Raw genomic sequence first — 26,065 nt, 5'->3', positions numbered from 1 at the left:
GTCGAAGTACGCGCGTTATGAAGCGAACTTCGCCGCATCGGTCATCGAGACGGCGTGTGGCGTGATGCGGTCGCCCGGACGGGCGCGCTGGAGCCCGTTCACGACGATCCGATCACCGGCATCAAGGCCGGACGTGACGACGCGCAGGCTGTCGTGCAGCGCGCCGAGCTGGATTTCGCGGTACTGAACCTTGTTCGATGCATCGACGACGAGGACATATTTCTTCGCCTGATCGGTGCCGATGGCCGCGTCGTCGACGAGGATCGCCTGATGCGGCGCGCCGCCGCCAACCTTCACGCGTGCATAGAGGCCGGGCACGAGCGTGCCATCCGCGTTGTCGAAGCTCGCGCGCACGCGGATCGTGCCGGACGACGCGTCAAGACGGTTGTCAACCGAACTGATTGCGCCTTTGCGCGTGTAGCCGCTTTCGTCGGCAAGGCCGAGCGAGACCGGCACCTTTGCGTTGCGGTCGTGGCCGAGGTATTGCAGGTAGGTTTGCTCGTCGACGTCGAACGATGCGTAGATCGGGGAAACCGACACAAGGGTGGTGAGCACCGGCGCGTTCGCACCGACCGATACGACGTTGCCGAGCGTCAGTTCCGCGCGCGACACACGCCCTGAGATCGGCGCGGTGATCGTCGTGTAGCCGAGATTCACCTGGGCGGATTCGAGTGCCGCCTGAGCGGCTTTCACACCGGCTGTGGCTTCGAGGGATGCGTTCTGCTTTTCGTCATGGTCGCGCTTCGCGATGGCGTTGTCGGCGAGCAGGCGGTCCGCGCGGGCAGCGTCGGTGGATGTGTAGATCGCGCGCGCTTTCGCGGCGGCGAGCTGCGCGGCGGCGCGATCGACTTCGGCCTGATACGGACGCGGGTCGATCGTGAATAGTGGCTCACCTTTCTTCACGAGCGCGCCGTCCTTGAAGTGCACGGCGACGATCGTGCCGGGCACGAGCGGGCGAACGTCGATATGGTCGATCGCTTCGAGGCGGCCCGAATAGCCTTGCCAGTCGGTGATCGACTGGTTAAGGACGGTGGCGACATCCACTTCCGCGGCTGGCGGTGGGGCGTCCGCCGCGTGGGCGCTGCTGACGGGTCCGGCATCGCGTTCGTGCATCGTGAGGCCGATTCCAGCGGCCGTGCCGACGACGAACAGCGCGCCGATCGCAAGCGAGAGCCGTTTGCGGATTTTCGAATTCGTTAACATGACTAGTGATCCTTATTAAATGAAACTCTTTCGTGACGCGTGGTGATTGAGCGAGCTCAGCCAGCCGCCGCGGGAACCCATTGCTCAGTGCATCAGCAACGGCCTCAAGCGTTGGCAGCAGTATGGTTGACGCCCGGGTGGTGATAAAGACGGCGATCGGCGACGCTTTGTATCCGGGCCGGATACAGTCAATGGGCCCGATCGAAGTACTTCCGCAGGAACGCGGTGACGTCGTCGAAGACCGGCGCGTGGGCGATCAGATCGTCGTGGGTGATGCCGGCGTAGCGAGTGACCTGCACCGGGACGCCTGCGCTAATTAGCTCTTTTGCATACGCTTCACCGTCGGCGCGCAGGGCATCGTGCTCGGCGCTCGCGATCAGCGTCGGCGGCAACGCGTGCAAGCGGCGCGATTCGAGCGGCGCGGCGTACGGATGTATCCGCTGCGCGGCGTGCGGCAAGTAGGCGCGAATGTCCTTGAATCGCGACATCGGCGATTTGCAGCGGCGCGTCGGTGAATGAGGCTTGCACGGTGTTGCGGATGCGAATGTCGATGCACGCATTGTCCGCATGAAGCCGCTTTCGATCATCACCGGCAGATCGATAAGACAATTCGCTCAGAGCGAAATGTTTTCGCCTTCTGATGCGATGTCTGCCGATACGGTTTGCTGGTCGGCTGAGCCGTTCAGGTATCGCGCGATCGAAGCGGGCAGCGCGTCATTTCTACGCAGCAGATAACACCGCTCGAATACCTCCGCGATCCAGTCGACGAATACCCTCACCTGGGGCGACAAATGACGATTCTGCGGATACACGGCCGAAATCGGCAGCGACGCCGGACGCCATTGCGGCAGGATTTCGATCAGGTCGCCGCGTTGCATACGGCGCAGTGCCATGAAGTGAGGAATCTGGATCAACCCATGGCCCTCAAGCCCGCATTGAAGATAGGCGTCGCCGTCGTTTGCGGCGAGCTTCGAACGCATACGCACCGCGACCGGCTTGTCGTCGACGATAAAGTCCATATCGACGATACGGCCGCTGCGACTCGAAAAATAGTTCACCGCGATATGTTGATCGAGATCTTCAAGCGTGGCCGGCGTGCCGTGCCGCGACAGGTAGGCGGGGCTCGCTACCGTGACGAATTCGGCGGTGCCGACGCGCCGTGCGACGAGCGTCGAGTCTTGCAGCGGACCCATGCGGATCGCGCAATCGACACTTTCGGCAACGAGATCGATCGCTTTGTCACTGACACCTAGCATCAGATCGATGTCGGGGTAACGCATATGGAAGTCTTCGAGCGCGGGCACGATCACCATGCGGCCGATCGCGCCGGGCATGTCGACTTTCAAGCGACCGCGTGGCGCGCGCGAGGTCTCGGCCAGTGCATGCTCCGCGTCTTCGATGTCGGCGAGGATGCGCGCGCAACGTTCGTAGTACGCGGCGCCGTCGGGCGTGAGGCTGAGGCGGCGCGTCGTGCGATTCAGCAGACGGGCTTTGAGAAATGCTTCGAGGTTCTGGATGATTGTCGTGACCGACGAGCGGGTCATGTTCAGTGCGTCGGCGGCGCCGGAGAAGCTGTGCAGATCGACGACGCGCGTGAAAACGTGCATGGCCTGGAGTTTGTCCATGTTTTTTCATTCGGCGGCGCAAGATGCCGCGGATGTCGCATGCGGTGAACCCGGCGAACCCGGTGAACGCTGCGAAAAGGCCCTGATTTCGGTGGCTAACTGTTCGATGTACCCGTCTGTCAAACCCGCTTCGGCCAATGCTGCTTCGAGGTCGAGCACGTAGTCCTGATTGCTGCCGACATGACCACGCGCTGCGGCGATCAGTGGCACGACGGTGCGAACCGACGCGTCGGATTCATATTGTGGTTGTGCACGATCGGCGACGAATACGATCGCATGCGCGCGCGTGCCGTCCTCGAACGTGATCGGCGCCCACGTCGGCAGATAGGAGCCCGCGACCATCTCGCGAATCCAGATCAGGCGCAATTCTTCATCCATCGATTCTGGCGCGAGCCTGAGCGCAACGCCTGCGGCGCTACCGCCGGGCTCGAGCGCCAGCATGCGGCCGGGGCTGTCGGGGCTGCCGCGGCCCGCGACGAGGCGTATGCAGAAGCTGCGGTGCCAGTCGCGCAAGGTTGCGGCCGCACGTGCATCGAAATGGATCAGGGGGTTCCACATCAGTGAGCCGTAAGCGAAGACCCACACCGGGCTGTCGTCGGGGCGCTGCGCTAGCGTCGCTGCCAGCGATGCTTCGATGCGTGCGGCGCTCCATAGCGATTCCGTAGGCAGGTCGCGGAAGCTATCGAGGTAGGCACCGGAGCGCAGGGCGTCGCGTGACAGCATGATCGGATCGGAGGGCTTGCGGAAATGAGCAGTTGTTGCAAGGCGGCGGAACGTGCCGCGAGTCGGCGCTTTGCGCATGACCCAAGTATCCGCCTGACCGGATAAGAGATAAACCCGCCGGGTGGAAACGCTTTGTCGCTGGTGCGGCGACAATCCGGTCGGCGTGTCGGCGGAGCCGGGCAGTCGGGGTCAATCGTCAGCGCATTTTCCGGCAACGCGATGTCGATCCGGATGCCCGCGCGGTGCGCACGCTCAGACGTGATGCGGCGCTCGAGCCGCCTGACGCATTCGCGCGCCAGGCGCGCGCCGATACGGCGCGGCACGCGGTTCGGTTCATTCAGTGCGACATCAGCACCGGCACCGTCATCGATTCAAGCATCGTACGTGTCACGCCGCCAAGCACGCGTTCCTGCGCGTGCGGATGACCGAATGCGCCCATCACGAGCAGGTCCGCATGCAGATCGGCGATGCGGTTCAGCAGCGTCGCACCGGTGCCTACGCCGGCGACGGCCGGCGTCGTCGAAAACGACGCGCGGATGCCGTGTCGCTCGAGAAATGCGGACACGTCGATGGCCGTTGGCGGTGCGTTGTGCGGTGCGGCGCGTGCGTGCGTTCCGACCGACTCGATCGTCACGAAACGCGCACGTCGGATCAGCTCAAGCGAGTCGGTCAGCGCGCGCGCCGCTTCACGGCTGCTGTCCCACGCGATCACCACGTTTTCGCCGAGCGTCGCGACCTTGCCTGCGTACGGCAGAACGAGTGCCGGGCGGCCGCATTCCATCAGCACGTCTTCGATGAAATGCCGCGCGACGTACGACGCTGGGTCCTCCGGATCGCGCTGGCCGAGCACCAGCAGATCCGCATGCCGTGCGTGCAGCGTCACGGTTTCGATGGCGGGTCCGGGCGGCGCGCGCCATTCGACGCTGCATGCGGCGCGTTGCGCGGCGTCCAGAAACGCGGCGTGTGCCTGCGACTGCCGTTGCGCGTGCTGCTGCTCGAGCGTGGACAGCTGCAGGCTGTCGTCCAGCCTGAAGAGGGGCTGGAACAGATCCTGACTTACCACGTAGAGCCCGATCAGATGCGCATCGAAGCGTAGTGCGAGATCGAGTGCGACCGCGACCCGCGCCGCGCTGTGACGGCTGTCGTCGATATGAACCAGCATGGTCTTATAGCTCATGGGAGCTCCTTTTCCGCGGGATGTGATGCGGTCTCATCGGCAGCAGGTTGCGCGCGCAATGGAACCAGCAGGACCGGACATGGCGCGCCGCGCACGACCCGTTCCGCGACACTGCCGAGCACGAAGCGCTGAAAGCCACGCCGACCGTGCGTTCCCATCACGATCAGATCGGCGTGGTATTCCTGCGCTGCCCGCTGGATGCACTGCGCGACGCCCTCGCCCGGCGTGACCGTGTCAATGACGCGCGGGCTGCCGTTGATGCGCTGTGCCGCCATCCGATCGCGCGCGCCGGCGATGACGCGCTCGCCGTCGCGGCGCAGCGCGTCGCACAATGGCTGCGGATTGAACCCGGGTGTGCCGAAGGCGATACCCGGCAGATCGACCACATACAGCGGATGCAGCAGGGCGTCGTTCTGGCGGGCAAGGCGCAGTGCGGTGTCGAGCGCCTGATGCGAAGTGTCGCTGCCATCGAGTGCGACAAGAATGTTGGTGTACATCGCGTCTCCTCCGTCAGTGTCGGGCTTTGTCCGCCGTGGCTGCGCCGGGTTATGTGCGGCTTTGCCGCAGCGGCGCGCGGCACGCACCTCGCAATACACGTTCTAATGCGACATCAGCACGGGCAAGGTCATCGATTGAAGAATAGTCCGCGTCGCGCCGCCCATCACCCGTTCACGCCAGCGTGCGTGCCCGTACGCGCCCATCACGATCATGTCGCAGCCCTGATCGTGTGCGGTCGACAGCAGCACGTCGCCGATCGGCGCGTCCCTCGCTGCGTCGACTTCGAGTACGTCGACACTGGCGTCGTGGCGCGCCAGCGTCAATGCAATATCCGCGCCTGCGAATCGCTCGCCGGGCGGTTCGCCGGCCGTGCCGCGCACTGTCACGACCGTGCACTTTTTCGCGCGTGCGAGAAAAGGTTCGGCGTCGTATGCGGCGCGCGCGGCTTCGCGGCTGCTGTCCCACGCGATCAGAAGCCGTTCGCCGAACTTCGGGAAGGCGCCCGCCTTCGGAAGCAGCAGCACGGGCCGCCCCGCCGACATCACGACGCATTCGGCGAAGTGGTCGTCGACATAGGACTCCGGGTCGTCCGGATCGGTCTGGCCGATGATGACGAGATCGGCGTAACGCGCGTGCTGTGGCACGCTCGCATTCGCGGGCCCGTCGGAACAGATGAAGCGGGCGTCGACGTTGGCGCGCAGCGCCTGCGCATGAAAGAGCCGCTCGAGCGCACCGCGTTGCTGTGCGCGCCGCTGTTGATGGGCGGGGTAGTAGTCAGCCGTGCCGGCCATCACGAAGAACGCGCGGGAATCGGGTTCGAACGCCGCAAAGAGGCCCGTCAGATGGGCGTCGAAGCGTCGCGCAAGTTGCAGTGCGGCGTCGAGCCGCTGCGGGGTCCGTTCGCTGGTGTCCAGATGGACGAGAACACTCTTGTAGCTCATCGCAGTCGCTCCGTCATGAGCGGCGGGCGGATCGGCCGCCAGCCTTGTTTGAGTCTAGAGCGTGTGAGGCGTGCCGCATTGACGCAGATCAACCGCGCGCGCCGCGCGGACTTTATGACCGGCGCGTGACCCCACGCCGCCACGTCACCACCGCAGGTGCATAAGCCATGCGAAATGGTTGCGCGATGCACGCGAATGCGTTTGACAGAGGTCAACGCTACTGCTCTGTCGCGACCTACACTGAGTGAGTCAGCGTGGACCCTTAGCGGAGGGAGAGTCAGTTATGAAAGCAATCGTTTACCACGGGCCGGGCAACAAGTCGCTCGATGAACGGCCGATACCGGAACTCGCGGCGCCGACGGATGCGATCGTCAAGGTTACGCGCACGACGATCTGCGGGACTGATCTGCACATTTTGAAGGGGGACGTGCCGACCTGCGAGCCGGGCCGGATTCTCGGCCATGAAGGTGTCGGTATCGTGCATCGCGTTGGGGCGGCCGTGCAGGGACTGGCCGTCGGCGATCACGTGCTGATTTCATGCATTTCGTCGTGCGGTCAATGCGACTATTGCCGGCGCGGCATGTATTCGCATTGTGCGACCGGTGGCTGGATTCTCGGTAACCGGATTGATGGTACGCAAGCGGAGTACGTGCGCATTCCGCACGCGCAGACGAGCCTGTATCGGATTCCACCAGGCCTCGACGAAGAAGCGCTGGTGATGCTGTCGGACATTCTGCCTACCGGCTTCGAATGCGGGGTGCTCAACGGCAAGGTGCAGCCGGGCAGCACGGTCGCGATTGTCGGTGCGGGTCCGATCGGCCTCGCGTCGTTGTTGACCGCGCAGTTCTATTCGCCAGCACAGGTCGTGATGATCGATCGTGATCCGAACCGTCTGGAAGTGGCGCAGCGGTTTGGTGCGACCGCCTGCGTCGACGCGAGCCGTCAGGACCCGGAAGCCGAAGTGATGCGGCTGACTGACGGGGTGGGCGTCGACTGTGCGATCGAGGCGGTCGGGATACCGGCCACGTTCGAAATGTGCACGTCGCTGGTTGCGCCAGGCGGTGTGGTCGCGAACGTCGGCGTGCACGGCGTAAAAGCGGATCTCCATCTCGAGAAGCTGTGGGATCGCAATGTCGCGATCACGACGCGTCTCGTCGATACGGTCAGCACACCGATGCTTCTGAAAACGGTGCGCGCTGGACGGCTGGACCCGGGGCAACTGATTACGCATCGCTTCCCGCTGAGCAAGGCGCTTGATGCGTATGACACGTTCAGCCGCGCGGCGGATACGCGCGCGCTAAAGGTGGTGATTGAAGTGAGCTAGGGTGTCGGATCGGTCGAGTTGATCGGTTACCACCTCCGCGGTGAGCGCGTAATTCGTGTGTAATGCGCGGATACGCGCTGTTGAATGCGTTTGTCCGCACGATTCGTCGGAGGCTTGCGGCGTTGAAGGAGATTGAGTGGGCGTTGGAGCGACAGCCGTCGGGGTCGTAGACATTTCGTCGCCCGATAGCGTTACCACCCGTTACACAACTGAATGTTCAGTCGCACCTGCTACTTCCTGTCGCTTCTAGAATGCACCTCATCTGAACTGCACTGCCACTCATGAAAGCACGCCGACGACGTTCATGTCCAACCGGCAGGCAAAGGGGCTGCACAACACGGAGGACAGGATGCTTGAGCCAATGTCCGTTACGGCGAGCAAGACTGTTAATGGCGAAACGGTCAACGCGGAGTTTCTTTGTGATACCGGTCGATTGCGGATTGTGGGTGGCGATCAACTCCGGCTGGAGTGGTTTCCCCCTCATTCGTGGATCGCAATCGCGTCCGTTTCGGGACATAGCCGTTGGGGTACGCGGCCCGATGAGGAAGACTTGCTGCTACTGATCGATAATATTGCAAATTCACCGGGGTAATGGTGTTCAGAGTGGGTCCGGCGCCGTTGGTTTTCGCGAGGTAGCCGTGCGCACTGCAATGGAGTCGAGTGCGCGCTATTCTACGCAGGGCAAATTCATTTTGCGACCGGACTGCGGCGGTGCTTCTGACATCGACCGATAGAGTGCGTTGTTGTATGTCCTCCATGGAGCGACGACATGACTTCACACAGCGAGCAAGCGATAAAAGCCACGATCGAACGGTTCTATCAGGCATTTTCGACGAAAGACATTTCGTTACTGCGTCAGGTGGTCACGAGCGATTGGGAGTACATTCCTGAGCCGCCGGGCGCCGTACCGGGTCCTGAGCAGATGGGCAAGATTTTCGAAAATATCGCCACTGCGCTGCCGGATATGAAAGTTCGCATACTCGACCTGCTCGTTCACGGGGACCGGGTTGGCGTGCGTGCGGAGGTGACGGGGACGCAAACGGGGAGCTTGCTTGGTATTGCCGCTACGTCAAAACGGGTTCATTTCGCGATTCATTCTTTTCACCAGATACGTGATGGACGGGTTTGTAAAACATGGCATCTGGAGGATTGGCTGGGGGTGTTTCGGCAGTTGGGAGCGTTGCCTAAGAGTTTCGATCTGATGTGAGCGTGCGTGTACATTTTCTCGAAGTCAGCCTCCGCTACCGTTCGAGTTTCTCGAACGGTAGCCGGTTTAACGTACACAATTTAGCTTGCGACCTTTCACTCGGTCGGCGGGCGACAAGACAATTTTGGCGATTCCGCCTGCTTCCTCTTCATGCTTGTGACGTCGCAAGCTAGTCAGACGGCTTACTGCTGTCTATAGAAGTAGATGCGCTCATCGAAGCCACCGCTCCCAACGTCCTTCGTCAGCACCACGTCCATCGCACCGACACTTGTCGACATCGGAGTCTCGCCCGTGTACCCAAACCAGAACGCGGAGTACAAAGCTTCCAGCTTCGACGGACCGAGACGCGGAAGGTTAAGGACGACGAAAGCGGCGTACCACGGTTGAGTCGAACTTGGGTCAACAGGTGCGGTGATGTCGGCCTGAATATGGTAAGTGCCCTCTTGCAGGATGTCGCAGGTCGGGTGAAAAACTTCTGTTGGCGTTACGCCCCGAAGAACCGTCACTACCGACGTTGTTCCGTCTGGCGCCGTGACCGTGTATGTCGCAGAACCATTATTGGATGCTCCGGTTATCTGTAGCGGTCCTTCGGGATTGTCATTGCCAAATGAACCCGCGTCGTTGGCCGCCTGTTGAGCGAGGTCCATCACGCGACCTTCAAGACCCAACTGATCGTTCAGGTAGACATTCAGGAAATCATGCCCGAGGGGGTCGTAGGCGTACGTCGCCAGGCCTGAGTTGAAATTTGGAAGGGCCGGCTGGGAGGTGAGCGCCAACGTCGACAGAAGCCGGGCAAGCAGGTCGATCACAATGTCCTGCACCGCCGTCACGTATTTGCCGGTATCGGAGGTTGTCGCAGGTGTGCCAACGTTGACCACCTGAAACTGCCTGGCAATCTCGTAGCCGTTCACGTTGTACTGGTTAGGCACCGCCATCTGGGTTCGAGCGTACAGCTCCTTCGCGAACATGTTGCCCTGAGAGTGCGCGACAATCACCATCTTTTGACCCATGCTCGCCAACGCCATCAGGTTGACGGTCGAAAATTCGAGCGTGTTTGACGCCGCTGCATCGAGGCCGTTCAGTACGGTCGTCGCAACGGTATCGCGTGCCACCTGCTTAACCGAATCGAGGTCGGCAGCGGATAGCGTGTTTTGCACGCCGCCTAACGCTCTCCATGCCTGTTCGATGAATCCCCACGACGTTCCGATAACTGCGGCCAGCGAGTATTTTCCGAAGTGACTCGTCAGCTCTCGTAGGCGGGCACCTTCTCGGCGCTGCGTTGTCGCCTTCTTGAGAGGAACGATCTCTTTGGCGTAGCGCGCAAGCGCGTCGGCTACGGTGGTTTTCTCGGAGGGAGCGCGTTGGATGAACACGCCCCGAACCATTTCGTCTTCTGTGCGTCGCGCCCAATCCTCGGCGTCGCGCTTGGTTCTGAACATCTTCGCGGCTGTCGGCCAACCAACTCGGCGGATGGTCGCTTTCCATGTTCCCGAGGGCGTTTTTGTCAGTGCTGCCATGTGTTCCTTGTTAGGGGTTACACCGTGCATTGCACCGAAATTGCACCGCGAGCCGGGGGTAAAAGAAAAGGGCTTGCGAACAAATCGCAAAGGTCAAAGCAAAAAACCCCTGTAGATCTTTGATCTACAGGGGTTTCGCATTTGGTGGCGAATCAGGGATTCGAACCCCGGACCTGCGGATTATGATTCCGTCGCTCTAACCGACTGAGCTAATTCGCCTAAGACCGACAATTATAGGGAGGTCGGCGGGGGTCGTCAACCCCCGCCGGTTCCCTTATCAGGACGCTCGATCTACATCACACGACGGAGCAGAGCAGAGGGCAGCGCGCAGAAACACCCCGCCCACCGCCCCCATCAATCCTGCGCATAGATATTGGAGTCCTTGGTCTCCCGCACAAAAATCAGCCCGATCACAAACGTCATCATCGCGATGATGATCGGATACCACAGCCCGGAGTAGAGGTTGCCGTTAGCCGCCACAATCGCGAACGCAGTGGCCGGCAGGAACCCGCCAAACCAGCCATTGCCGATGTGATACGGCAACGACATCGACGTGTACCGGATCCGCGTCGGGAACATCTCCACCAGCATCGCCGCGATCGGTCCGTACACCATCGTCACGTAGATCACGAGGATGGTCAGGATCACCACGGTCATCGGCCAGTTGATCTGCGCCGGATCAGCCTTCGGCGGATAGCCGTCCGCCTTCAGCGTCGAGCCCAACTGCGTCTCGAACGCCTTGCCCAGGTCCTTCGCGTTCGCGGCCCGGCCGTCAAACGAGTTGATCACCACGTCGCCCACCTTGACCTGCGCAATCGTTCCCGGCGGCGCTGCGACGTTCTCGTAATTCAGACCCGCCCTCGACAGCGCGCTCTTCACGATGTCGCACGACGACGTGAACTTCGCCGTGCCCACCGGGTTGAACTGGAACGAGCACTCGCTCGGGTCCGCGATCACGACGATCGGCGAGCGCTGCTGCGCAGCCTCCAGCGCCGGGTTCGCATAGTGCGTCAACGCCTTGAAGAGCGGGAAGTACGTCAGCGCCGCGATCAGGCAGCCCGCCAGAATGATCGGCTTGCGGCCGATGCGGTCCGACAGCGAGCCGAAGAACACGAAGAACGGCGTGCCGATCAACAGCGCAAGCGCGATCAGGATGTTCGCGCTCGTGCCATCCACCTTCAGCGTCTGCGTCAGGAAGAAGAGCGCATAGAACTGGCCCGTGTACCACACCACCGCCTGACCCGCGGTCAGGCCGAGCAGCGCGATAATCACCACCCTCAGGTTTTTCCACTGGCCGAATGCTTCCGTCAGCGGCGCCTTCGACGTCTTGCCTTCGGCCTTGATCCGCATGAATGCCGGCGATTCGTTCAGTTGCAACCGGATCCACACCGACACCGCCAGCAGAATCAGCGAGGCAATGAACGGAATGCGCCAGCCCCATGCGCCGAACGCGTCTTCGCCCATCGTCGTGCGCACGCCGAGAATCACGAGCAGCGACAGGAACAGGCCCAGCGTCGCCGTCGTCTGGATCCACGACGTATAGAAGCCGCGCCGATTCGCCGGTGCGTGCTCGGCTACGTAAGTCGCCGCGCCGCCGTACTCGCCGCCAAGCGCGAGACCCTGCAACAGCCGCATCGCGATAAAGATCACCGGCGCAGCGATCCCGATCGATGCAAATCCCGGCAGGAAGCCAACCACGCAAGTCGACAGACCCATGATCACGATCGTGATCAGGAACGTGTACTTGCGGCCGACCAGGTCGCCGAGCCGCCCGAACACCAGCGCGCCGAACGGACGCACCGCGAAGCCCGCGGCAAAGCCCAGCAGCGTGAAAATGAAGCCCGCGGTCGGATTGACGCCGGAAAAGAAGCTCTTGCTGATGAAGACCGCCAGCGAGCCAGCCAGATAAAAGTCGTACCACTCGAATACCGTGCCCAGCGACGATGCGAAGATCACCCGCTTCTCATCGGCTGTCATCGGCGCGTGCGAGACCTGCCCGCTTACGGTAGCCATATGTCGTCTCCACTATTGATTTATGCACGCGGTCGCCCGGAAAGGCGGATCCGTGCCCCCGATTATTGGAGTGGAAACTTACGGCCTACTGACTCGGAATAGTCTGACTGTGCGGCGCGTTGTTTTTCGGAAAATCTCGGATTTTTGTCTATACGTCGGCCATCTTGCCCATAATTTTTGGCAACGTGCTGTTTTGACGAGGTCGCGCCGGTCGGCGTTTCCTGATGGTTAGGGTAAGTCCCGTGCCCGCAAACTGACACGCACGAGCGTGCCGGCGAGTCGCGGCGATTCCCGATAGACGTTGTCGTCGATCGTGAGCGTGCCGCCGTGCATCGTCGCGATCTCGCGGACGATCGCCAGACCGAGGCCGCTGCCGTCGCCTTCGCGGCCGAGAATCCGGTAGAAGCGCTCGACCACGCGCTCGCGTTCGGCGGCCGGTATGCCGAGCCCTGTGTCTTCGACTTCGAGGTGAACCCAATGCGGCGCATCGTGCGGCGGCTCTTCGCGCACACGCACCGTCACGCGTCCGCCAGGCGGTGTGTAGCGGATCGCGTTGTCGATCAGATTCGACAGCATCTCGCGCAGCATCACCGGATTGCCTTCCACTTCAACCGGCAGATCCGGTCCTTCGTAGCCGAGGTCCATCTGCTTGGCGAGCGCCGCCTGCACCCAGTCGCGTACCGCATGGCGCGCGACCTCCGTGATCTCGACCGGTGTGAAGACCTGCCCGGACATCCGGTTTTCCGCGCGCGCCAGCGCAAGCAGTTGTGTGACGAGCCGTGCCGCGTGCTCGGAACTCGTCGCGATCTGCTCAAGCGAGCGCTGTACTTCCGTCGATACGTCCTGCCGAAGCGCCAGTTCCGCCTGCGTGCGCAGGCCGGCAAGCGGCGTCTTCATCTGATGCGCGGCATCGGCGATAAAGCGCTTTTGCAGTTCCATGTTTTGTTCGAGGCGCGTCAGCAAATCGTTGAACGACGTGACGAGCGGTTCGATTTCCGGCGGTGCGCGGCGTGCTTCAAGCGGCGACAGGTCGTCTGGACGCCGCGCGCGGATATGCGCTTGCAGTGCGTGCAACGGCGCGAGACCGCGCGATAGCCCGAACCACACCAGCACGATGGCGAGCGGCAGGATCACGAATTGCGGCAGGATCACGCCTTTGATGATGTCGTTCGCGAGCTGGCTGCGCTTGTCGAGCGTCTCCGCGACCTGCACGAGCACCGGCTGTGCGCCTTGCGTCTGCGGAAATTCGACCGTCGTATAGGCGACGCGGATGTCGTTGCCATGCAACACGTCGTCGCGGAATTCGACGATGCCCGGCTGCGGCCGGTCGTCTTCGTGCGGCAGCGGCATATCGCGCTCGCCGCCGACCAGTTCGCCGCGCGTGCCCAGCACCTGATAGAACACGCTATCGATATTGTCGGCGCGTAGGAAATCGCTCGTCGAATCGGGCAGCCTCAGTTCGGCGAGGCCGTTGACCGGCTGGATCTGGCGCGCAAGCACATACGCATCGGTCTCGAGCGCGCGGTCGAACGGGCCGTTCGCGATCGACTTCGCGACCAGATAGGTCACCGCGATGCTCATCGGCCACAGCAGCAACAGCGGCGCGAGCATCCAGTCGAGAATCTCGCCAAATAGCGACCGTGGGCGCGTCTCGGCCGCCGCTTCGGTTTCGTCGGGCGGCGCGAACGGGTTTTCGTAGCGGGCGTCGCGGTCTTCGTCGAGGTTCGCCGCGTGCGCCGGAGCAGCTGTGGCGCGATCTGCGCGGGCGGACATGGCGCTGGGTCTGCTTACTTGTAGTGATGGCTCGCCGGCATCGCGGACGATGCGGCGCGCTCAGGCGTCTGCGCTGCGGACGTTGCCGCCGCTGCGCCCGCTGCGGCTTGCTGGGCCGGCGCCGGGGCGGCTTTCTCAAGACAGTAGCCGAGCCCGCGCACCGTGATGATGCGCACGCCGCTCGGCTCGATCTTCTTGCGCAGCCGGTGCACGTAGACCTCGATCGCGTTATTGCTGACTTCTTCGCCCCATTCGCACAGGTGATCGACCAGTTGTTCCTTCGAAACGAGCCGGCCGATCCGCTGCAGCAGCACTTCGAGCAATCCGAGTTCGCGTGCGGACAGATCGAGCACCTGGTCGTTCACGTACGCGATGCGTCCGACCTGATCGAACGACAGCGATCCATGCCGCACGACTGTCGGACCGCCGCCCGCGCCACGCCGCGTGAGCGCCCGCACGCGTGCTTCGAGTTCGTTGAGTGCGAACGGCTTGGCCATATAGTCGTCGGCACCGAGGTCGAGGCCCTTCACGCGCTCGTCGACGCTATCCGCGGCCGTCAGAATCAGCACCGGCAGGTTCGAATTGCGCGCGCGCAGACGGCGCAGCACCTCGAGCCCGGACATGCGCGGCAGGCCGAGATCGAGAATCAACAGGTCGAAAGTCTGCATCGACAGCGCGGTGTCCGCTTCGACGCCGTTCTTCACGTGATCAACGGCATAGGCCGATTGGCGGAGTGATCGAATCAGACCATCCGCGAGTATGCTGTCGTCTTCGGCAATGAGAATTCGCATGATGCGCTGGCAGGCATGCCGGCACCGGTATGTCCGGCGCGCGGCGTCTCCGAAACATTATTGTGGTGGGGTTGGTATCTGATTGGCCATGCGTGTTTACACATGCGTGCATGTGCGCAAATTGGCCGTAATTGAGCTTGCCAAAACCACTGTTTTTTTATACAGTGTCTGCGACTGGCGTGTTGCCCGGGTTCGATCCGACGGGAGGGGCATGCACAGCCTGCACAGGCGCCGTTCATCATAGCAAAGGACGATTCATGGAAGAAAGCAAGAAAGGCTCGGCTGGACTGACGGCTGAAAAGAGCAAGGCGCTTGCTGCCGCGCTCGCGCAGATCGAAAAGCAGTTCGGCAAAGGGTCGGTCATGCGGCTCGGCGCAGGTGAGGCAGTCGAAGACATTCAGGTGGTCTCCACCGGGTCGCTCGGCCTCGATATCGCATTGGGTGTCGGCGGTCTGCCGCGTGGCCGGGTCGTCGAAATCTATGGGCCGGAATCGTCGGGTAAGACCACGCTGACGCTGCAAGTCGTCGCTGAAATGCAGAAGATCGGCGGCACCGCGGCGTTTATCGATGCGGAACACGCGCTGGACATCCAGTACGCGGCGAAGCTCGGCGTGAACGTGTCGGACCTGCTGGTTTCGCAGCCGGATACCGGCGAACAGGCACTCGAAATCGCGGACGCGTTGGTGCGTTCAGGCTCGATCGACATGATCGTGATCGACTCCGTCGCGGCGCTTGTGCCGAAGGCGGAAATCGAAGGCGAAATGGGCGATGCGCTGCCGGGTCTGCAGGCACGACTGATGTCGCAGGCGCTGCGCAAGCTCACCGGCACGATCAAGCGTACGAACTGCCTCGTGATCTTCATCAACCAGATCCGCATGAAGATCGGCGTGATGTTCGGCAATCCGGAAACCACGACTGGCGGCAACGCGCTGAAGTTCTATGCGTCGGTGCGTCTGGATATCCGCCGGATCGGCTCGATCAAGAAAAACGACGAAGTGATCGGCAACGAAACGCGTGTGAAGGTGGTGAAAAACAAGGTGGCGCCACCGTTCCGCGAAGCGATTTTCGACATTCTGTACGGTGAGGGTATTTCGCGTCAGGGCGAAATCATCGACTTGGGCGTTCAGGCGAAGATCGTCGACAAGGCGGGTGCCTGGTACAGCTACAACGGTGAGCGGATCGGTCAGGGCAAGGACAACGCACGCGAATTCCTGCGCGAAAACCCGGACATCGCACGTGAAATCGAAAACCGCGTCCGCGAGTCGGTGGGTGTGAATGCGATGCCGGTCGATGCGGTGATTGGCGCAGACTCAGAAGACGCGGAAGTCGCGGGCGAAGAGTAAGCACGACGTGATGCGCAAGGGCCAACCGGTGTTCGAGTCTGGACGTGATGCGGGCGGCCCGCGCGACGGGGGAGAGCGCGATCGTTCGAACCCCAGCGATGCATTCGATCCCTTCGAGTCTTTCGATGCACATGACCGGGCGGAGGGTCGTGGCCCGTCTGCACGATCCGGTTCCCGATCGGGTTCCCATTCCAGCGCCGCAGACGGCGAAACCACCTACACCCGTTCGCGTCGCCAACCTGACACAACGGATTCAACCTCCGCCGGCTCACAACGCCAGCGGCCAACCCGCTCGCTGAAGAGCCGCGCGCTCGCTCACTTGTCCCGGCGCGAATATAGCCGCGCGGAATTGTCCCGTAAGCTGCAGTCGTTCGTCGAAGACGGCGATTCGCTCGACTCGCTGCTCGACGCGCTCGAGCAGGAGGGCTGGCTCTCCGACTCACGTTTCACCGAAAGCGTTGTCCATCGCCGCGCACCGCGGCTCGGCGCGAACCGCATCGTCGGCGAATTGAAGCGGCAAGGTGTCGGCTCCGTGCTGATTGAAGAAACCGCCGCACGATTGCGCGAAACCGAACTGGCGCGCGCGCAAGCCGTCTGGCGCAAGAAGTACGGCCAACTTCCCGAAACGCCCGCGGAACGCGCGAAGCAGGCACGTTTCCTCGTCGCGCGTGGATTTTCGCAAACGGTGGTCTCAAGAATCCTCAAGGGCATCGACGAAGACTGAAATGCCGACGAAGGAGTCGATGCATGGGCCGACGCAGGTGCCAATGCAGGCATCGACCAAGCCGCAAATGCCGCACGGATGTCGCCCTTACCGTTTCACCACCCCGTCGACCCTGAAAGCTCGCTGCTAACTCGTCGCCGAGGCTGTCCGATTCGCACGGGCCATGCCGAGGCACGGATACCCGATATGCTAAAATCCGGAGGTTTCCAAATCCGGCCTTCTTCCCCTCGCATGTCGCTTTCCCCGCCCGTGCCCCGTCAATTGCGCCATCGCCGCGCAATCCGAGCGGATGCTTATGAGCGTGCAGATGGGTTGTGGGATATCGAGGCGTGCCTCACCGACGTCAAGCCGCGCGATACCGTGCTGGCGTCAGGTGTCCGGCCCAATGGCCTGCCGATCCATGAACTCTGGCTTCGCATCACGATCGATCGCAAGCTCAATGTCGTCGACGCCGAAGCGTCGTCGGCCTGGGTTCCGTATCCGGGTCTTTGCGAAACGTCCAATTCCGCCTATCGTGCCCTTATCGGGCTCAATCTCTTCGATAACTTCCGCCGTCACGCCGCGCGTCTGCTCGGCGGCACGGTCGGCTGCACGCATCTCACCGAGCTCTGCGCGGTGTTGCCGAGTGCGGCAATCCAGGCCTTTGCCGGCGACGTGTGGAATACCACGAACGGAAGCCCCCGCGCGAGCGGCGAACAGGACAAAGCGGAGGGACGGGCGGGAGCCGACGCGCATTCCAACGAAAATTCAAACGATAAACCGCCATTCCAACTGGGTCGCTGCCATACGCTGCGATTCGACGGCGAGGCGGTACGGCAGTTCTATCCGCGCTGGTACGGCCACGCGCCGCGATCGTTGCAGCCTCGCGAGGCGTCGCGCGCCGGCGCATCGGCTGCGCACGCAGCCGCTGAGGAGACAGCCGGTAAAGAAGTTCTATCCAACTCTCAGACTGAAGGGAATCACGCATGAAGATTCACGAGTACCAGGGTAAGGAAATCCTGCGGAAATTCGGAGTCGCGGTACCGCGCGGCAAGCCGGTGTTCTCGGTGGACGACGCGGTCAAGGCCGCTCAGGAACTGGGCGGCCCGGTGTGGGTCGTGAAGGCTCAGATCCACGCGGGCGGCCGCGGCAAGGGCGGCGGCGTGAAGGTCGCGAAGTCGCTTGACCAGGTGCGCGAGTATTCGAATCAGATCCTCGGCATGCAGCTCGTCACGCACCAGACCGGTCCGGAAGGCCAGAAGGTGAATCGCCTGCTGATCGAAGAAGGCGCTGACATCAAGAAGGAACTGTATGTCGGTCTCGTGATCGATCGCGTGTCGCAGAAGGTTGTCGTGATGGCGTCGAGCGAAGGCGGCATGGACATCGAAGAAGTCGCCGAGAAGCACCCGGACGCGATCCATAAGGTGGCGGTAGATCCGGCCAAGGGCCTGCAAGATGCGGAAGCTGACGGCCTCGCGAAGAAGATCGGCGTGCCCGACGCTTCGCTGCCGCAAGCGCGCACGATTCTTCAAGGTCTGTACAAGGCGTTCTGGGAAACGGATGCGTCGCTCGCCGAAATCAACCCGCTGATCCTGACCGGCGACGGCAAGGTGATCGCACTCGACGCGAAGTTCAACTTCGATTCGAACGCGCTGTTCCGTCATCCGGAAATCGTCGCGTACCGTGATCTGGACGAAGAAGATCCGGCTGAAATCGAAGCGTCGAAGTTCGATCTCGCCTATATCTCGCTCGACGGCAATATCGGCTGTCTGGTGAACGGCGCCGGCCTCGCGATGGCGACGATGGACACGATCAAGCTGTTCGGCGGCGAGCCGGCCAACTTCCTCGATGTCGGCGGCGGCGCGACGACCGAGAAAGTCACCGAAGCGTTCAAGATCATGCTGAAGAACCCGAACCTGACGGCGATTCTCGTCAACATCTTCGGCGGCATCATGCGTTGCGACGTGATCGCGGAAGGCGTGATCGCGGCGTCGAAGGCTGTGTCGCTGAAGGTGCCGCTCGTGGTCCGCATGAAGGGCACGAACGAAGACCTCGGCAAGAAAATGCTTGCCGAATCGGGCCTGCCGATCATCGCGGCGGACAGCATGGAAGAGGCCGCGCAGAAGGTTGTCGCGGCGGCGTCGGGCAAGAAGGCTTAAGGCCAGCGCCAATCACCGGATACGAATGGCGGCGCGAGAGCGCGGCGCGCGTACGCAACTTCCACGCGAAGCACCGTATAACGAGCGCCGAAGACGCGAAGCCAAACGAACAGAGGTCAATACATGTCGATTCTGATCAACAAAGACACGAAGGTCATCACGCAGGGCATCACCGGCAAGACCGGTCAGTTCCATACGCGGGCTTGCCGTGAATATGCAAACGGCCGCGAAGCTTTCGTCGCGGGCGTGAACCCGAAGAAGGCCGGCGAAGACTTCGAGGGCATTCCGATTTACGCGAGCGTCAAGGAAGCGAAGGCTGAAACCGGCGCGACCGTGTCGGTCATCTACGTGCCGCCGGCGGGCGCCGCTGCTGCGATCTGGGAAGCGGTTGAAGCCGATCTCGATCTCGCGATCTGCATCACCGAAGGCATTCCGGTGCGCGACATGATCGAGGTCAGGGACCGCATGCGTCGCGAAAACCGCAAGACGCTGCTGCTTGGACCGAACTGCCCCGGCACGATCACGCCGGACGAGCTGAAGATCGGCATCATGCCGGGCCACATTCACCGCAAGGGCCGCATCGGCGTCGTGTCGCGTTCGGGCACGCTGACGTACGAAGCAGTCGGCCAGTTGACCGCGCTGGGTCTTGGCCAGTCGTCGGCGGTCGGGATCGGCGGCGACCCGATCAACGGTCTGAAGCACATCGACGTAATGAAGATGTTCAACGACGATCCGGACACGGACGCGGTCATCATGATCGGTGAGATCGGCGGTCCGGACGAGGCGAACGCCGCTCACTGGATCAAGGACAACATGAAGAAGCCGGTGGTCGGCTTCATCGCGGGCGTGACGGCGCCTCCGGGCAAGCGCATGGGTCACGCTGGCGCGCTGATCTCCGGTGGTGCGGACACCGCTGAGGCGAAGCTCGAGATCATGGACGCCTGCGGTATCAAGGTCACGAAGAACCCGTCGGAAATGGCGCGTCTGCTGAAATCGGTGCTGTAAAGCCGTTTTCGTCGCGTTACCCACGAACGCCGGCGTACTTTCAGGTACGCCGGCGTATTTTTTTGATACTCTTACGAAATTCTTTCGTAAAGCACCGATTTTTTTACACCAAGCGAGAGAGCGTCCCTCCCTCGCTTTTTTATCGCCGGTCCTGACTCCGGGCTTTTACCCTGCTTTCATGCTCGAATTTTTCGCGACACTGCATTGGGCCGCAGTCTTCCAGATCATCGTGATCGACATTCTGCTGGGTGGCGATAACGCGATCGTGATCGCGCTTGCGTGCCGCGATCTGCCGGCCGCGCAGCGTACGCGCGGAGTCGTGTGGGGGACCCTCGGCGCGATCCTGCTGCGCGTCGCGCTGATCGCGTTCGCGGTCGCGCTGCTCGACGTGCCGCTGCTCAAGTTCACCGGCGGCCTGCTGCTGTTATGGATTGGCGTACGACTGCTGGCGCCTTCGCCCGATGGGCACGCGAACATCAAACCTGCCGACAAGCTGATCACCGCGATCAAGACGATCATCATCGCGGACGCGGTGATGAGCCTCGACAACGTAATCGCGATTGCCGGCGCAGCGGAGCAGGCGGACCCGCAACACCGCATCGCGCTCGTGATCTTCGGCCTCCTGGTCAGCATTCCGCTGATCGTCTGGGGCAGTCAGCTGGTGCTGCGGCTGCTCGACCGTTATCCGATCGTCGTCTCGCTGGGCGCGGCGCTGCTCGGCTGGATTGCGGGCGGGCTCATCATCAACGATCCGGCCGGCGACCGTTGGCCGATTCTCGATACGCCGGCTGCCGAGTACGGCATGAGCATTGCCGGTGCGCTGTTTGTGCTGATCACCGGTCATCTGCTCAAGCGGCGCAACGCGCGGCTGGCTGGCCACTCATCGCATTAGCTTTCGCTTCACGTTCGCGGCCGCCACTTTACGGCACTTTGCACGCCGCGAACATATGCCGTTCGGCTGACTAGGTAAGCCTGGCGAAGCTCGTTACGATCGCAACGCCTGTCCTGATGTGCGGGACAGGCGTTTTTGCTTCGAGGAGTTTTGCCCATGATCGCAACTGTCGCCGTCTATTCTTTGTCTTCGTTTTTTTCGCGCCGCCGTTTCAGTCCACCGGACGGTCGCTGGCAATGGCCGCTTGGGCTCGCACGGGCCTGTTACGCCGCTTATGGCTTCACGCTGATCGAGCTGATGATCGTGCTCGCGATCGTCGGCGTGATCGCGTCATACGCGATTCCCGCGTATCAGGACTATCTGGCGCGCAGCCGGGTGGGCGAGGGTTTGTCGCTTGCCGCGTCCGCGCGGCTTACAGTCGCGGAAAACGCCGCGAGCGGCAACGCGCTGGGCGGCGGCTATACATCGCCGCCCGCTACACGCAACGTGAAATCGATTCATGTCGATGACGATAGCGGCCAGATCACCGTCGCGTTCAGCACGCGGGTCGCGCCGGCGCAGACGAGCACGCTGGTGCTGGTGCCGTCGGTGCCGGACAATGCGGATGCGCCTACCGCGCGTGTTGGCCTCGCGAAAGGTGTGTCACAGCCGGGTGTCGTGACGTGGGAGTGCTTCGCAGGCGGCAAGAGTGCATCGTCGTTGCCCGCGCCGGGTGCCGGTCCGCTGCCGGCCGATGCCGCGACGCTGCCGGCGAATTTCGCGCCACCGGAATGCCGCGCATGATGCATGAATCTTCTAATAGCGCCACGGTTACCTGACCTTACCGGCGTATTTCGGCACAGCCGGCGCACAGCGGGATGATTCTTTTGTATAGTGCGCCGGTTGCCGACGTCTCCCATTGCTCATGCCCACGACATTTGCACGCTATCTTTCGCTTTTCCTGCTGGTCTGTGCGTTGATTCTTCCGTATGCGGTCGTCAACCATACCTATCCGATCCCGACCTTCTATGCGGAGTACACAGCGCTCGCGCTGTACCTGTTGACCGGCGCCGCCGTCGCGCTGATGGTCTGGACGTCGCACCCGCGCATCCCGTTCGGCTCGCCAGTGGTGGCGCTCGTGCCACTAGGGTTCGGCATCGTGCTTGTCGCGCAGACCTTCGCGTTGCCCCTCGCGCAGCCGTCGATGAACTGGCTGGGCGCCGGGTTCGTGCTCGCCGCGCTGCTGGCGGTGCATACCGGCTTTGGTTTCAATCGCGCGGAGCTCACGGAGACCGTGCTGTGCGTCGGCGCGGGCGCGATGGTCATCGGTGCGCTGTTTGCGGTGTTCTGCCAGGTGATCCAACTGTTTCACCTGGAAGCGAAGGTCACGCCGTTCGTCGTCGCGTACAACATCATCGTTGACCGGCGTCCGTTCGGGAACATGGCGCAGGCGAATCACCTCGCGACCGTCATTGCGTTCGGGGTGGCAGGCGCGATGTTTCTCGTGCAGACGCGGCGGCTGAACGTGATCGTCTGGGCGCTGCTGTCAGCGATTTTTTCGCTGGGCCTGGCGCTCACGGTTTCGCGAGGCCCGTGGCTCCAAACCGGCGTGATCGTGGTCGCGGGCTGGTGGATGGCATTCGCCGAAAAGCGGCGCGATCCGCATCGGCGTCGAAGCGATCGCGAATGGCTGGTTCCGTTCGCGCTCGCACTGCTGTTTGTGCTGATCAACGTGGTGGTGCGCTGGGCCAATGTTCGCTATCACCTCGACCTGGCGGTGTCGGCCGCCGATCGCTTCACGGAGGCCGGGCAAATCGCACCGCGGCTTGCGCTGTGGAAATACGGTTGGACGATGTTCGAGTCTCATCCGCTGCTGGGCGTCGGCTGGGGCGAGTTTCCGCGTTACCAGTTCGATCTGGTCACGCAGTTGGGGCATGTCGAGATCGCGAACAACTCGCACGATATCTTTATCGACCTGCTTGCGAAGACGGGTGTGATCGGTCTGGCTATCGTGCTGCTCGGATTGCTGACGTGGCTGGTCCGCGTGCTGCGCGTGCCGCACACGGCCGCGCGGGTGTTCGCGCTTGCCATGATTGGCGTGCTCGTGATGCACGCGCTTGTCGAGTATCCGCAGCAATACATGTTTTTCCTGCTGCCTGCGATGTTCATCTTCGGACTGCTCGACACGAAGCCGCTGCGCTGGATACCGGGCGGCGTATCGCTGACTGCCTATTCGGTCATCGTGTTCTTCGGGCTCGCCGCGCTGTATCCGCTGCTGCGCGACTATAACCGTGCGGAAGTGCTGTACTACGGCTCGCGTCCGGCCGAGCAATACGAGGCGAATCCGTCGATCCTGTTCGGCGCATGGGGCGAGTATGGGATGGCGACGCTGCTGCCGATGAACGGCATGAATCTGCCGTACAAGCTCGAGATGCACAAGCAGGCGATCGCGCTGCTGCCGGGCGAAACGGTGTTGCGCCGCTACGCGGTGCTACAGGCGTTGAACGGCGACATGCAGGGCGCGTTCGATACCGTCGGACGCCTGAAGCTGTTCGCTGAGGAGTTGAACGATTGGCCGTCGCAATTGGCGTATCTGTACACGCTTCTCGATGAGCAAAAGACGCTGGCGGGCTTCAAAGCCGACCTGGTGAAGAAATACGGAACGCCACCGAAAGACATCAATCAGGACGACGAGGACGACGACGACGGCTGATCACAGCGATGCGACCCAATCCCCCGACTTGCCGCCATGCTTCTCCAGCACACGGACGTCGGTGATGGCCATCCCGCGGTCCACCGCCTTGCACATATCGTAGACCGTCAGCAACCCGACCTGCACCGCGGTCAACGCTTCCATTTCGACGCCGGTCCGTCCGCGCGTTTCCACTTGCGCGGTGCAATGGACGCCCGGCAGCGTGTCATCGAGTACGAAATCCACCGTCACTCGTGTGAGCGCCAGCGGGTGACACAGCGGGATCAGATCGGCGGTGCGCTTCGCGCCCTGAATCGCGGCAATCCGCGCGACGCCGATCACGTCGCCTTTTTTCGCGTTGCCGTCGCGAATCAACGCGAACGTAGCCGCCAGCATCCGGATCGAACCGCGCGCAATTGCGACACGTTGAGTCTCCTCTTTACCGCCGACGTCGACCATATGCGCCTGGCCGGCCGCGTCGAAGTGGGTGAGTTCACGCATGGTTGTGCTCCTGGTACGCTTAATATTCCTGCGACGGGTCGACGCCGGTCATCGCAATGGGTTTGCGCCGTCCACTGAATTCCGCGCGGGCGCCGCGCGCTAGAATTTGACCATACGCCGCCTGTCTTCGCACGGTCGCCACGGGGTGGGCGACTGGTTACAATCGTGCGAGACCAGCAGAAGTGAATACGCCGCAGGGCACGATCTTCGTCCCGCGATTTCAACCTCGCGAACCCGCGCACCACGCAATGCGTCCGAATCGGTTCCTTGCCGTGTTGTTGTCCGTCGCGCTTGCCGCACCGCAGCCCTTGCTTGCGCAAGCCGCCAGCCGCAGTTTGCCCAGTAGTTTGCCCGGCAGTTTACCGCTCGAATCGGGCCCGCTCGAACAATACGCGTCTCCCGAGCTACCGCCCGATATCGCGCAGGGCGTATTTGGCACGTATGGCGGCGCGCAATCGCGTTTTTCGGGCAACGTCGGTGGCAATGCGAGCTTGCGCGCGCCCGTCTCGACGTGGCAACTGCCCGATCTCGGCGACGGCTCCGGCGGCTCGCTGACGCCACAAGCCGAACGCAAGCTCGGCGAGCGCGTGATGCGCGAGGTGCGCCGCGATCCCGACTATATCGGCGACTGGCTGGTCCGCGACTATCTGAACTCGGTCTCGGCAAAGCTCGCGGCGGCAGCGAGTGCGCAATACATCGGCGGATACCGGCCGGACTTCGACCTGTTCGCGATGCGCGATCCGCAAATCAATGCGTTTTCGCTGCCGGGCGGCTTTATCGGCGTCAATACCGGGCTGATCGTCACGACGCAGACCGAATCCGAACTGGCATCGGTAATCGGCCACGAAATGGGCCACGTGTTGCAGCGGCATATCGCGCGGATGATCAGCGCGAGCGAAAAGAGCAGCTATGCGGCGCTCGCCAGTGTGCTGTTCGGCGTGCTCGCGGGCGTGCTTGCGCACAGCGGCGACCTTGGCAGCGCGATCGCGCTCGGTGGTCAGGCGTACGCGGTTGACAATCAACTGCGCTTCTCGCGCGCGGCCGAGCACGAAGCGGACCGCGTCGGCTTCCAGCTGATGTCAGGCGCGGGCTACGATCCCTATGGGATGGTGTCGTTCTTCGAACGGCTCGATCGCGCATCAATGGGTGACACGGGCGTACCGGCCTATGCGCGAACCCACCCGTTGACCGGCGAGCGCATCGCCGACATGGCCGACCGCGCGCGTCGCTCGCCGTACCGGCAGCCGCACCAGGCGCCCGAGTATGGCTTCGTGCGTGCGCGTGCGCGCGTGCTGCAGGACCGTTCTCGCAGCGACTATGCCGATGAAATTTCGCGCATGCGCTCGGAGATCGAAGACAAGACCGCATTGAACGTCGCAGCGAACTGGTACGGCATTGCCTACGCGCAGATGCTGCTCGAACGCTACGACGATGCGGCTGCAACGCTTACGACTGCGCGTCAGGTGTTCGAGTCGAATGCGCGCAGGGAAGGCGACGCGACGCGCGGCTCGCCGAGCCTCGATGTGCTGGCCGCCGATATTGCGCGTCGCGCCGGCCATGACGACGACGCACTGCGGCTCGCGCAGATCGCGCAGGCGCGCTGGCCGCAGTCACACGCGGCCATCGAGATCCATTTGCGCACGCTGCTTACCGCGCGGCGCTTCGAGGAGGCGCAGGCGCAGGCGAAGCGCGAGACCGAGGCGGAGCCGCAGCAACCCGCCTGGTGGCTCTATCTGGCGCAGGCGAGCGCGGGCAGCGGCGACGCACTGACGCAGCATCGGGCGCTAGCCGAGCAATTTGCGCTCGAAGGCGCGTGGCCATCGGCGATCCGGCAGCTCAAGGAAGCGCGTGACATCAAAACGGCGGGTTACTACGATCTGTCGACGATCGACGCGCGCTTGCACGAGTTCGAGGCGCGCTACAAGGAAGAGCGGCAGGACGAGAAAGACAATAGTTGACCGCGGTTGAGAGCGGTGAACGGCGCCGCGACTGTGCCATC

Annotated in this window: 23 protein-coding genes and 1 tRNA gene; 11 read left to right on the top strand and 13 right to left on the bottom strand. The window is 62.5% G+C overall.

Annotated elements, in window-relative coordinates; all coding sequences use genetic code 11:
* Window positions 1-15: 15 nt before the first annotated feature.
* The 7 genes from HV796_RS15475 to HV796_RS15445 form a co-directional block, all read right to left on the bottom strand.
* Window positions 16-1,113, bottom strand: a complete 1,098-nt coding sequence (locus HV796_RS15475; protein WP_377691817.1) for an efflux RND transporter periplasmic adaptor subunit — start codon at window positions 1,111-1,113, stop codon at window positions 16-18.
* Between the two features lie 278 nt (window positions 1,114-1,391).
* The gene (locus HV796_RS15470) at window positions 1,392-1,691 is read right to left on the bottom strand and encodes an alpha/beta hydrolase fold domain-containing protein (protein ID WP_343052902.1); all 300 of its coding nucleotides are present in this window, start codon (window positions 1,689-1,691) and stop codon (window positions 1,392-1,394) included.
* 126 nt (window positions 1,692-1,817) lie between these two features.
* The gene (locus HV796_RS15465) at window positions 1,818-2,828 is read right to left on the bottom strand and encodes a LysR family transcriptional regulator (RefSeq protein ID WP_175227380.1); all 1,011 of its coding nucleotides are present in this window, start codon (window positions 2,826-2,828) and stop codon (window positions 1,818-1,820) included.
* 6 nt (window positions 2,829-2,834) lie between these two features.
* Window positions 2,835-3,629 (bottom strand): gamma-glutamylcyclotransferase, encoded by a 795-nt coding sequence (locus HV796_RS15460; RefSeq protein ID WP_246355880.1) that lies wholly within the window; start codon window positions 3,627-3,629, stop codon window positions 2,835-2,837.
* A gap of 259 nt (window positions 3,630-3,888) precedes the next feature.
* Window positions 3,889-4,728 carry a universal stress protein gene (locus tag HV796_RS15455; protein WP_175227379.1) on the bottom strand — a complete coding sequence of 280 codons (840 nt, stop codon included), beginning with the start codon at window positions 4,726-4,728 and terminating at the stop codon, window positions 3,889-3,891.
* The gene (locus HV796_RS15450) at window positions 4,725-5,225 is read right to left on the bottom strand and encodes a universal stress protein (protein WP_175227378.1); all 501 of its coding nucleotides are present in this window, start codon (window positions 5,223-5,225) and stop codon (window positions 4,725-4,727) included. The genes HV796_RS15455 and HV796_RS15450 overlap by 4 nt, the downstream gene beginning before the upstream one ends.
* A gap of 102 nt (window positions 5,226-5,327) precedes the next feature.
* Window positions 5,328-6,167: a universal stress protein gene (locus HV796_RS15445; protein ID WP_175227377.1), complete on the bottom strand. Its 840-nt coding sequence runs from the start codon at window positions 6,165-6,167 to the stop codon at window positions 5,328-5,330.
* A gap of 283 nt (window positions 6,168-6,450) precedes the next feature.
* Here HV796_RS15445 and HV796_RS15440 point away from each other — a divergent pair, with 283 nt between their 5' ends.
* Both HV796_RS15440 and HV796_RS15435 read left to right on the top strand, forming a co-directional pair.
* A complete protein-coding gene (locus HV796_RS15440; RefSeq protein ID WP_175227376.1) occupies window positions 6,451-7,491 on the top strand; it encodes a zinc-dependent alcohol dehydrogenase family protein in 1,041 nt (346 codons plus the stop codon).
* A gap of 769 nt (window positions 7,492-8,260) precedes the next feature.
* Window positions 8,261-8,698 carry an ester cyclase gene (locus HV796_RS15435; RefSeq protein ID WP_175227375.1) on the top strand — a complete coding sequence of 146 codons (438 nt, stop codon included), beginning with the start codon at window positions 8,261-8,263 and terminating at the stop codon, window positions 8,696-8,698.
* A gap of 182 nt (window positions 8,699-8,880) precedes the next feature.
* Here the strand turns inward: HV796_RS15435 and HV796_RS44160 are convergent, their stop codons facing one another.
* The 5 genes from HV796_RS44160 to HV796_RS15410 all read right to left on the bottom strand — a co-directional run bounded on the left by HV796_RS44160 (window position 8,881) and on the right by HV796_RS15410 (window position 14,792).
* A complete protein-coding gene (locus tag HV796_RS44160) occupies window positions 8,881-10,215 on the bottom strand; it encodes a hypothetical protein (protein ID WP_246355879.1) in 1,335 nt (444 codons plus the stop codon).
* 142 nt (window positions 10,216-10,357) lie between these two features.
* Window positions 10,358-10,434, bottom strand: a tRNA-Met gene (locus HV796_RS15425).
* Window positions 10,435-10,569: 135 nt separating this feature from the next.
* A complete protein-coding gene (locus HV796_RS15420) occupies window positions 10,570-12,228 on the bottom strand; it encodes an MFS transporter (RefSeq protein ID WP_175227374.1) in 1,659 nt (552 codons plus the stop codon).
* 228 nt (window positions 12,229-12,456) lie between these two features.
* A complete protein-coding gene (locus tag HV796_RS15415; RefSeq protein ID WP_175227373.1) occupies window positions 12,457-14,001 on the bottom strand; it encodes a sensor histidine kinase in 1,545 nt (514 codons plus the stop codon).
* 14 nt (window positions 14,002-14,015) lie between these two features.
* A complete protein-coding gene (locus HV796_RS15410; RefSeq protein WP_175227372.1) occupies window positions 14,016-14,792 on the bottom strand; it encodes a response regulator transcription factor in 777 nt (258 codons plus the stop codon).
* Between the two features lie 257 nt (window positions 14,793-15,049).
* Between HV796_RS15410 and recA the strand changes: the two genes are divergently transcribed.
* From recA to HV796_RS15370, 8 genes are all read left to right on the top strand, one after another.
* On the top strand, window positions 15,050-16,135 hold the full coding sequence (recA, locus tag HV796_RS15405; protein ID WP_175227371.1) for a recombinase RecA: 1,086 nt from the start codon (window positions 15,050-15,052) through the stop codon (window positions 16,133-16,135).
* Window positions 16,136-16,145: 10 nt separating this feature from the next.
* Complete coding sequence (gene recX / locus HV796_RS15400) at window positions 16,146-16,859, top strand: recombination regulator RecX (RefSeq protein ID WP_175227370.1); 714 nt, start codon at window positions 16,146-16,148, stop codon at window positions 16,857-16,859.
* 231 nt (window positions 16,860-17,090) lie between these two features.
* On the top strand, window positions 17,091-17,828 hold the full coding sequence (locus HV796_RS15395; RefSeq protein WP_175227369.1) for a DUF2889 domain-containing protein: 738 nt from the start codon (window positions 17,091-17,093) through the stop codon (window positions 17,826-17,828).
* Entirely contained in the window at window positions 17,825-18,997 is a 1,173-nt protein-coding gene (gene sucC, locus HV796_RS15390; RefSeq protein ID WP_175227368.1) for an ADP-forming succinate--CoA ligase subunit beta, read from the top strand. The genes HV796_RS15395 and sucC overlap by 4 nt, the downstream gene beginning before the upstream one ends.
* Before the next feature lie 123 nt (window positions 18,998-19,120).
* Window positions 19,121-20,002, top strand: a complete 882-nt coding sequence (gene sucD, locus HV796_RS15385; protein ID WP_175227367.1) for a succinate--CoA ligase subunit alpha — start codon at window positions 19,121-19,123, stop codon at window positions 20,000-20,002.
* 178 nt (window positions 20,003-20,180) lie between these two features.
* Window positions 20,181-20,894: a TerC family protein gene (locus HV796_RS15380; protein ID WP_175227366.1), complete on the top strand. Its 714-nt coding sequence runs from the start codon at window positions 20,181-20,183 to the stop codon at window positions 20,892-20,894.
* A gap of 156 nt (window positions 20,895-21,050) precedes the next feature.
* Complete coding sequence (locus HV796_RS15375; protein ID WP_175227365.1) at window positions 21,051-21,677, top strand: pilin; 627 nt, start codon at window positions 21,051-21,053, stop codon at window positions 21,675-21,677.
* Between the two features lie 121 nt (window positions 21,678-21,798).
* Window positions 21,799-23,586 carry a PglL family O-oligosaccharyltransferase gene (locus tag HV796_RS15370; protein WP_175227364.1) on the top strand — a complete coding sequence of 596 codons (1,788 nt, stop codon included), beginning with the start codon at window positions 21,799-21,801 and terminating at the stop codon, window positions 23,584-23,586.
* Here HV796_RS15370 and moaC read toward each other — a convergent pair whose 3' ends face one another.
* Window positions 23,587-24,066, bottom strand: coding sequence for a cyclic pyranopterin monophosphate synthase MoaC (gene moaC / locus HV796_RS15365; protein WP_175227363.1), 480 nt, complete (start codon window positions 24,064-24,066; stop codon window positions 23,587-23,589).
* A 248-nt stretch (window positions 24,067-24,314) separates the two neighbouring features.
* On the opposite strand from moaC, the gene HV796_RS15360 reads away from it, so the two are divergent.
* On the top strand, window positions 24,315-26,024 hold the full coding sequence (locus HV796_RS15360; protein WP_175227362.1) for a M48 family metalloprotease: 1,710 nt from the start codon (window positions 24,315-24,317) through the stop codon (window positions 26,022-26,024).
* Window positions 26,025-26,065 lie beyond the last annotated feature (41 nt).

The organism is Paraburkholderia humisilvae (genome assembly GCF_902859855.1).
GTDB lineage: Bacteria > Pseudomonadota > Gammaproteobacteria > Burkholderiales > Burkholderiaceae > Paraburkholderia > Paraburkholderia humisilvae.
The sequence above is the reverse complement of the archived record's forward strand: the minus strand, read 5'-3'. Positions and strand labels throughout refer to the sequence as shown.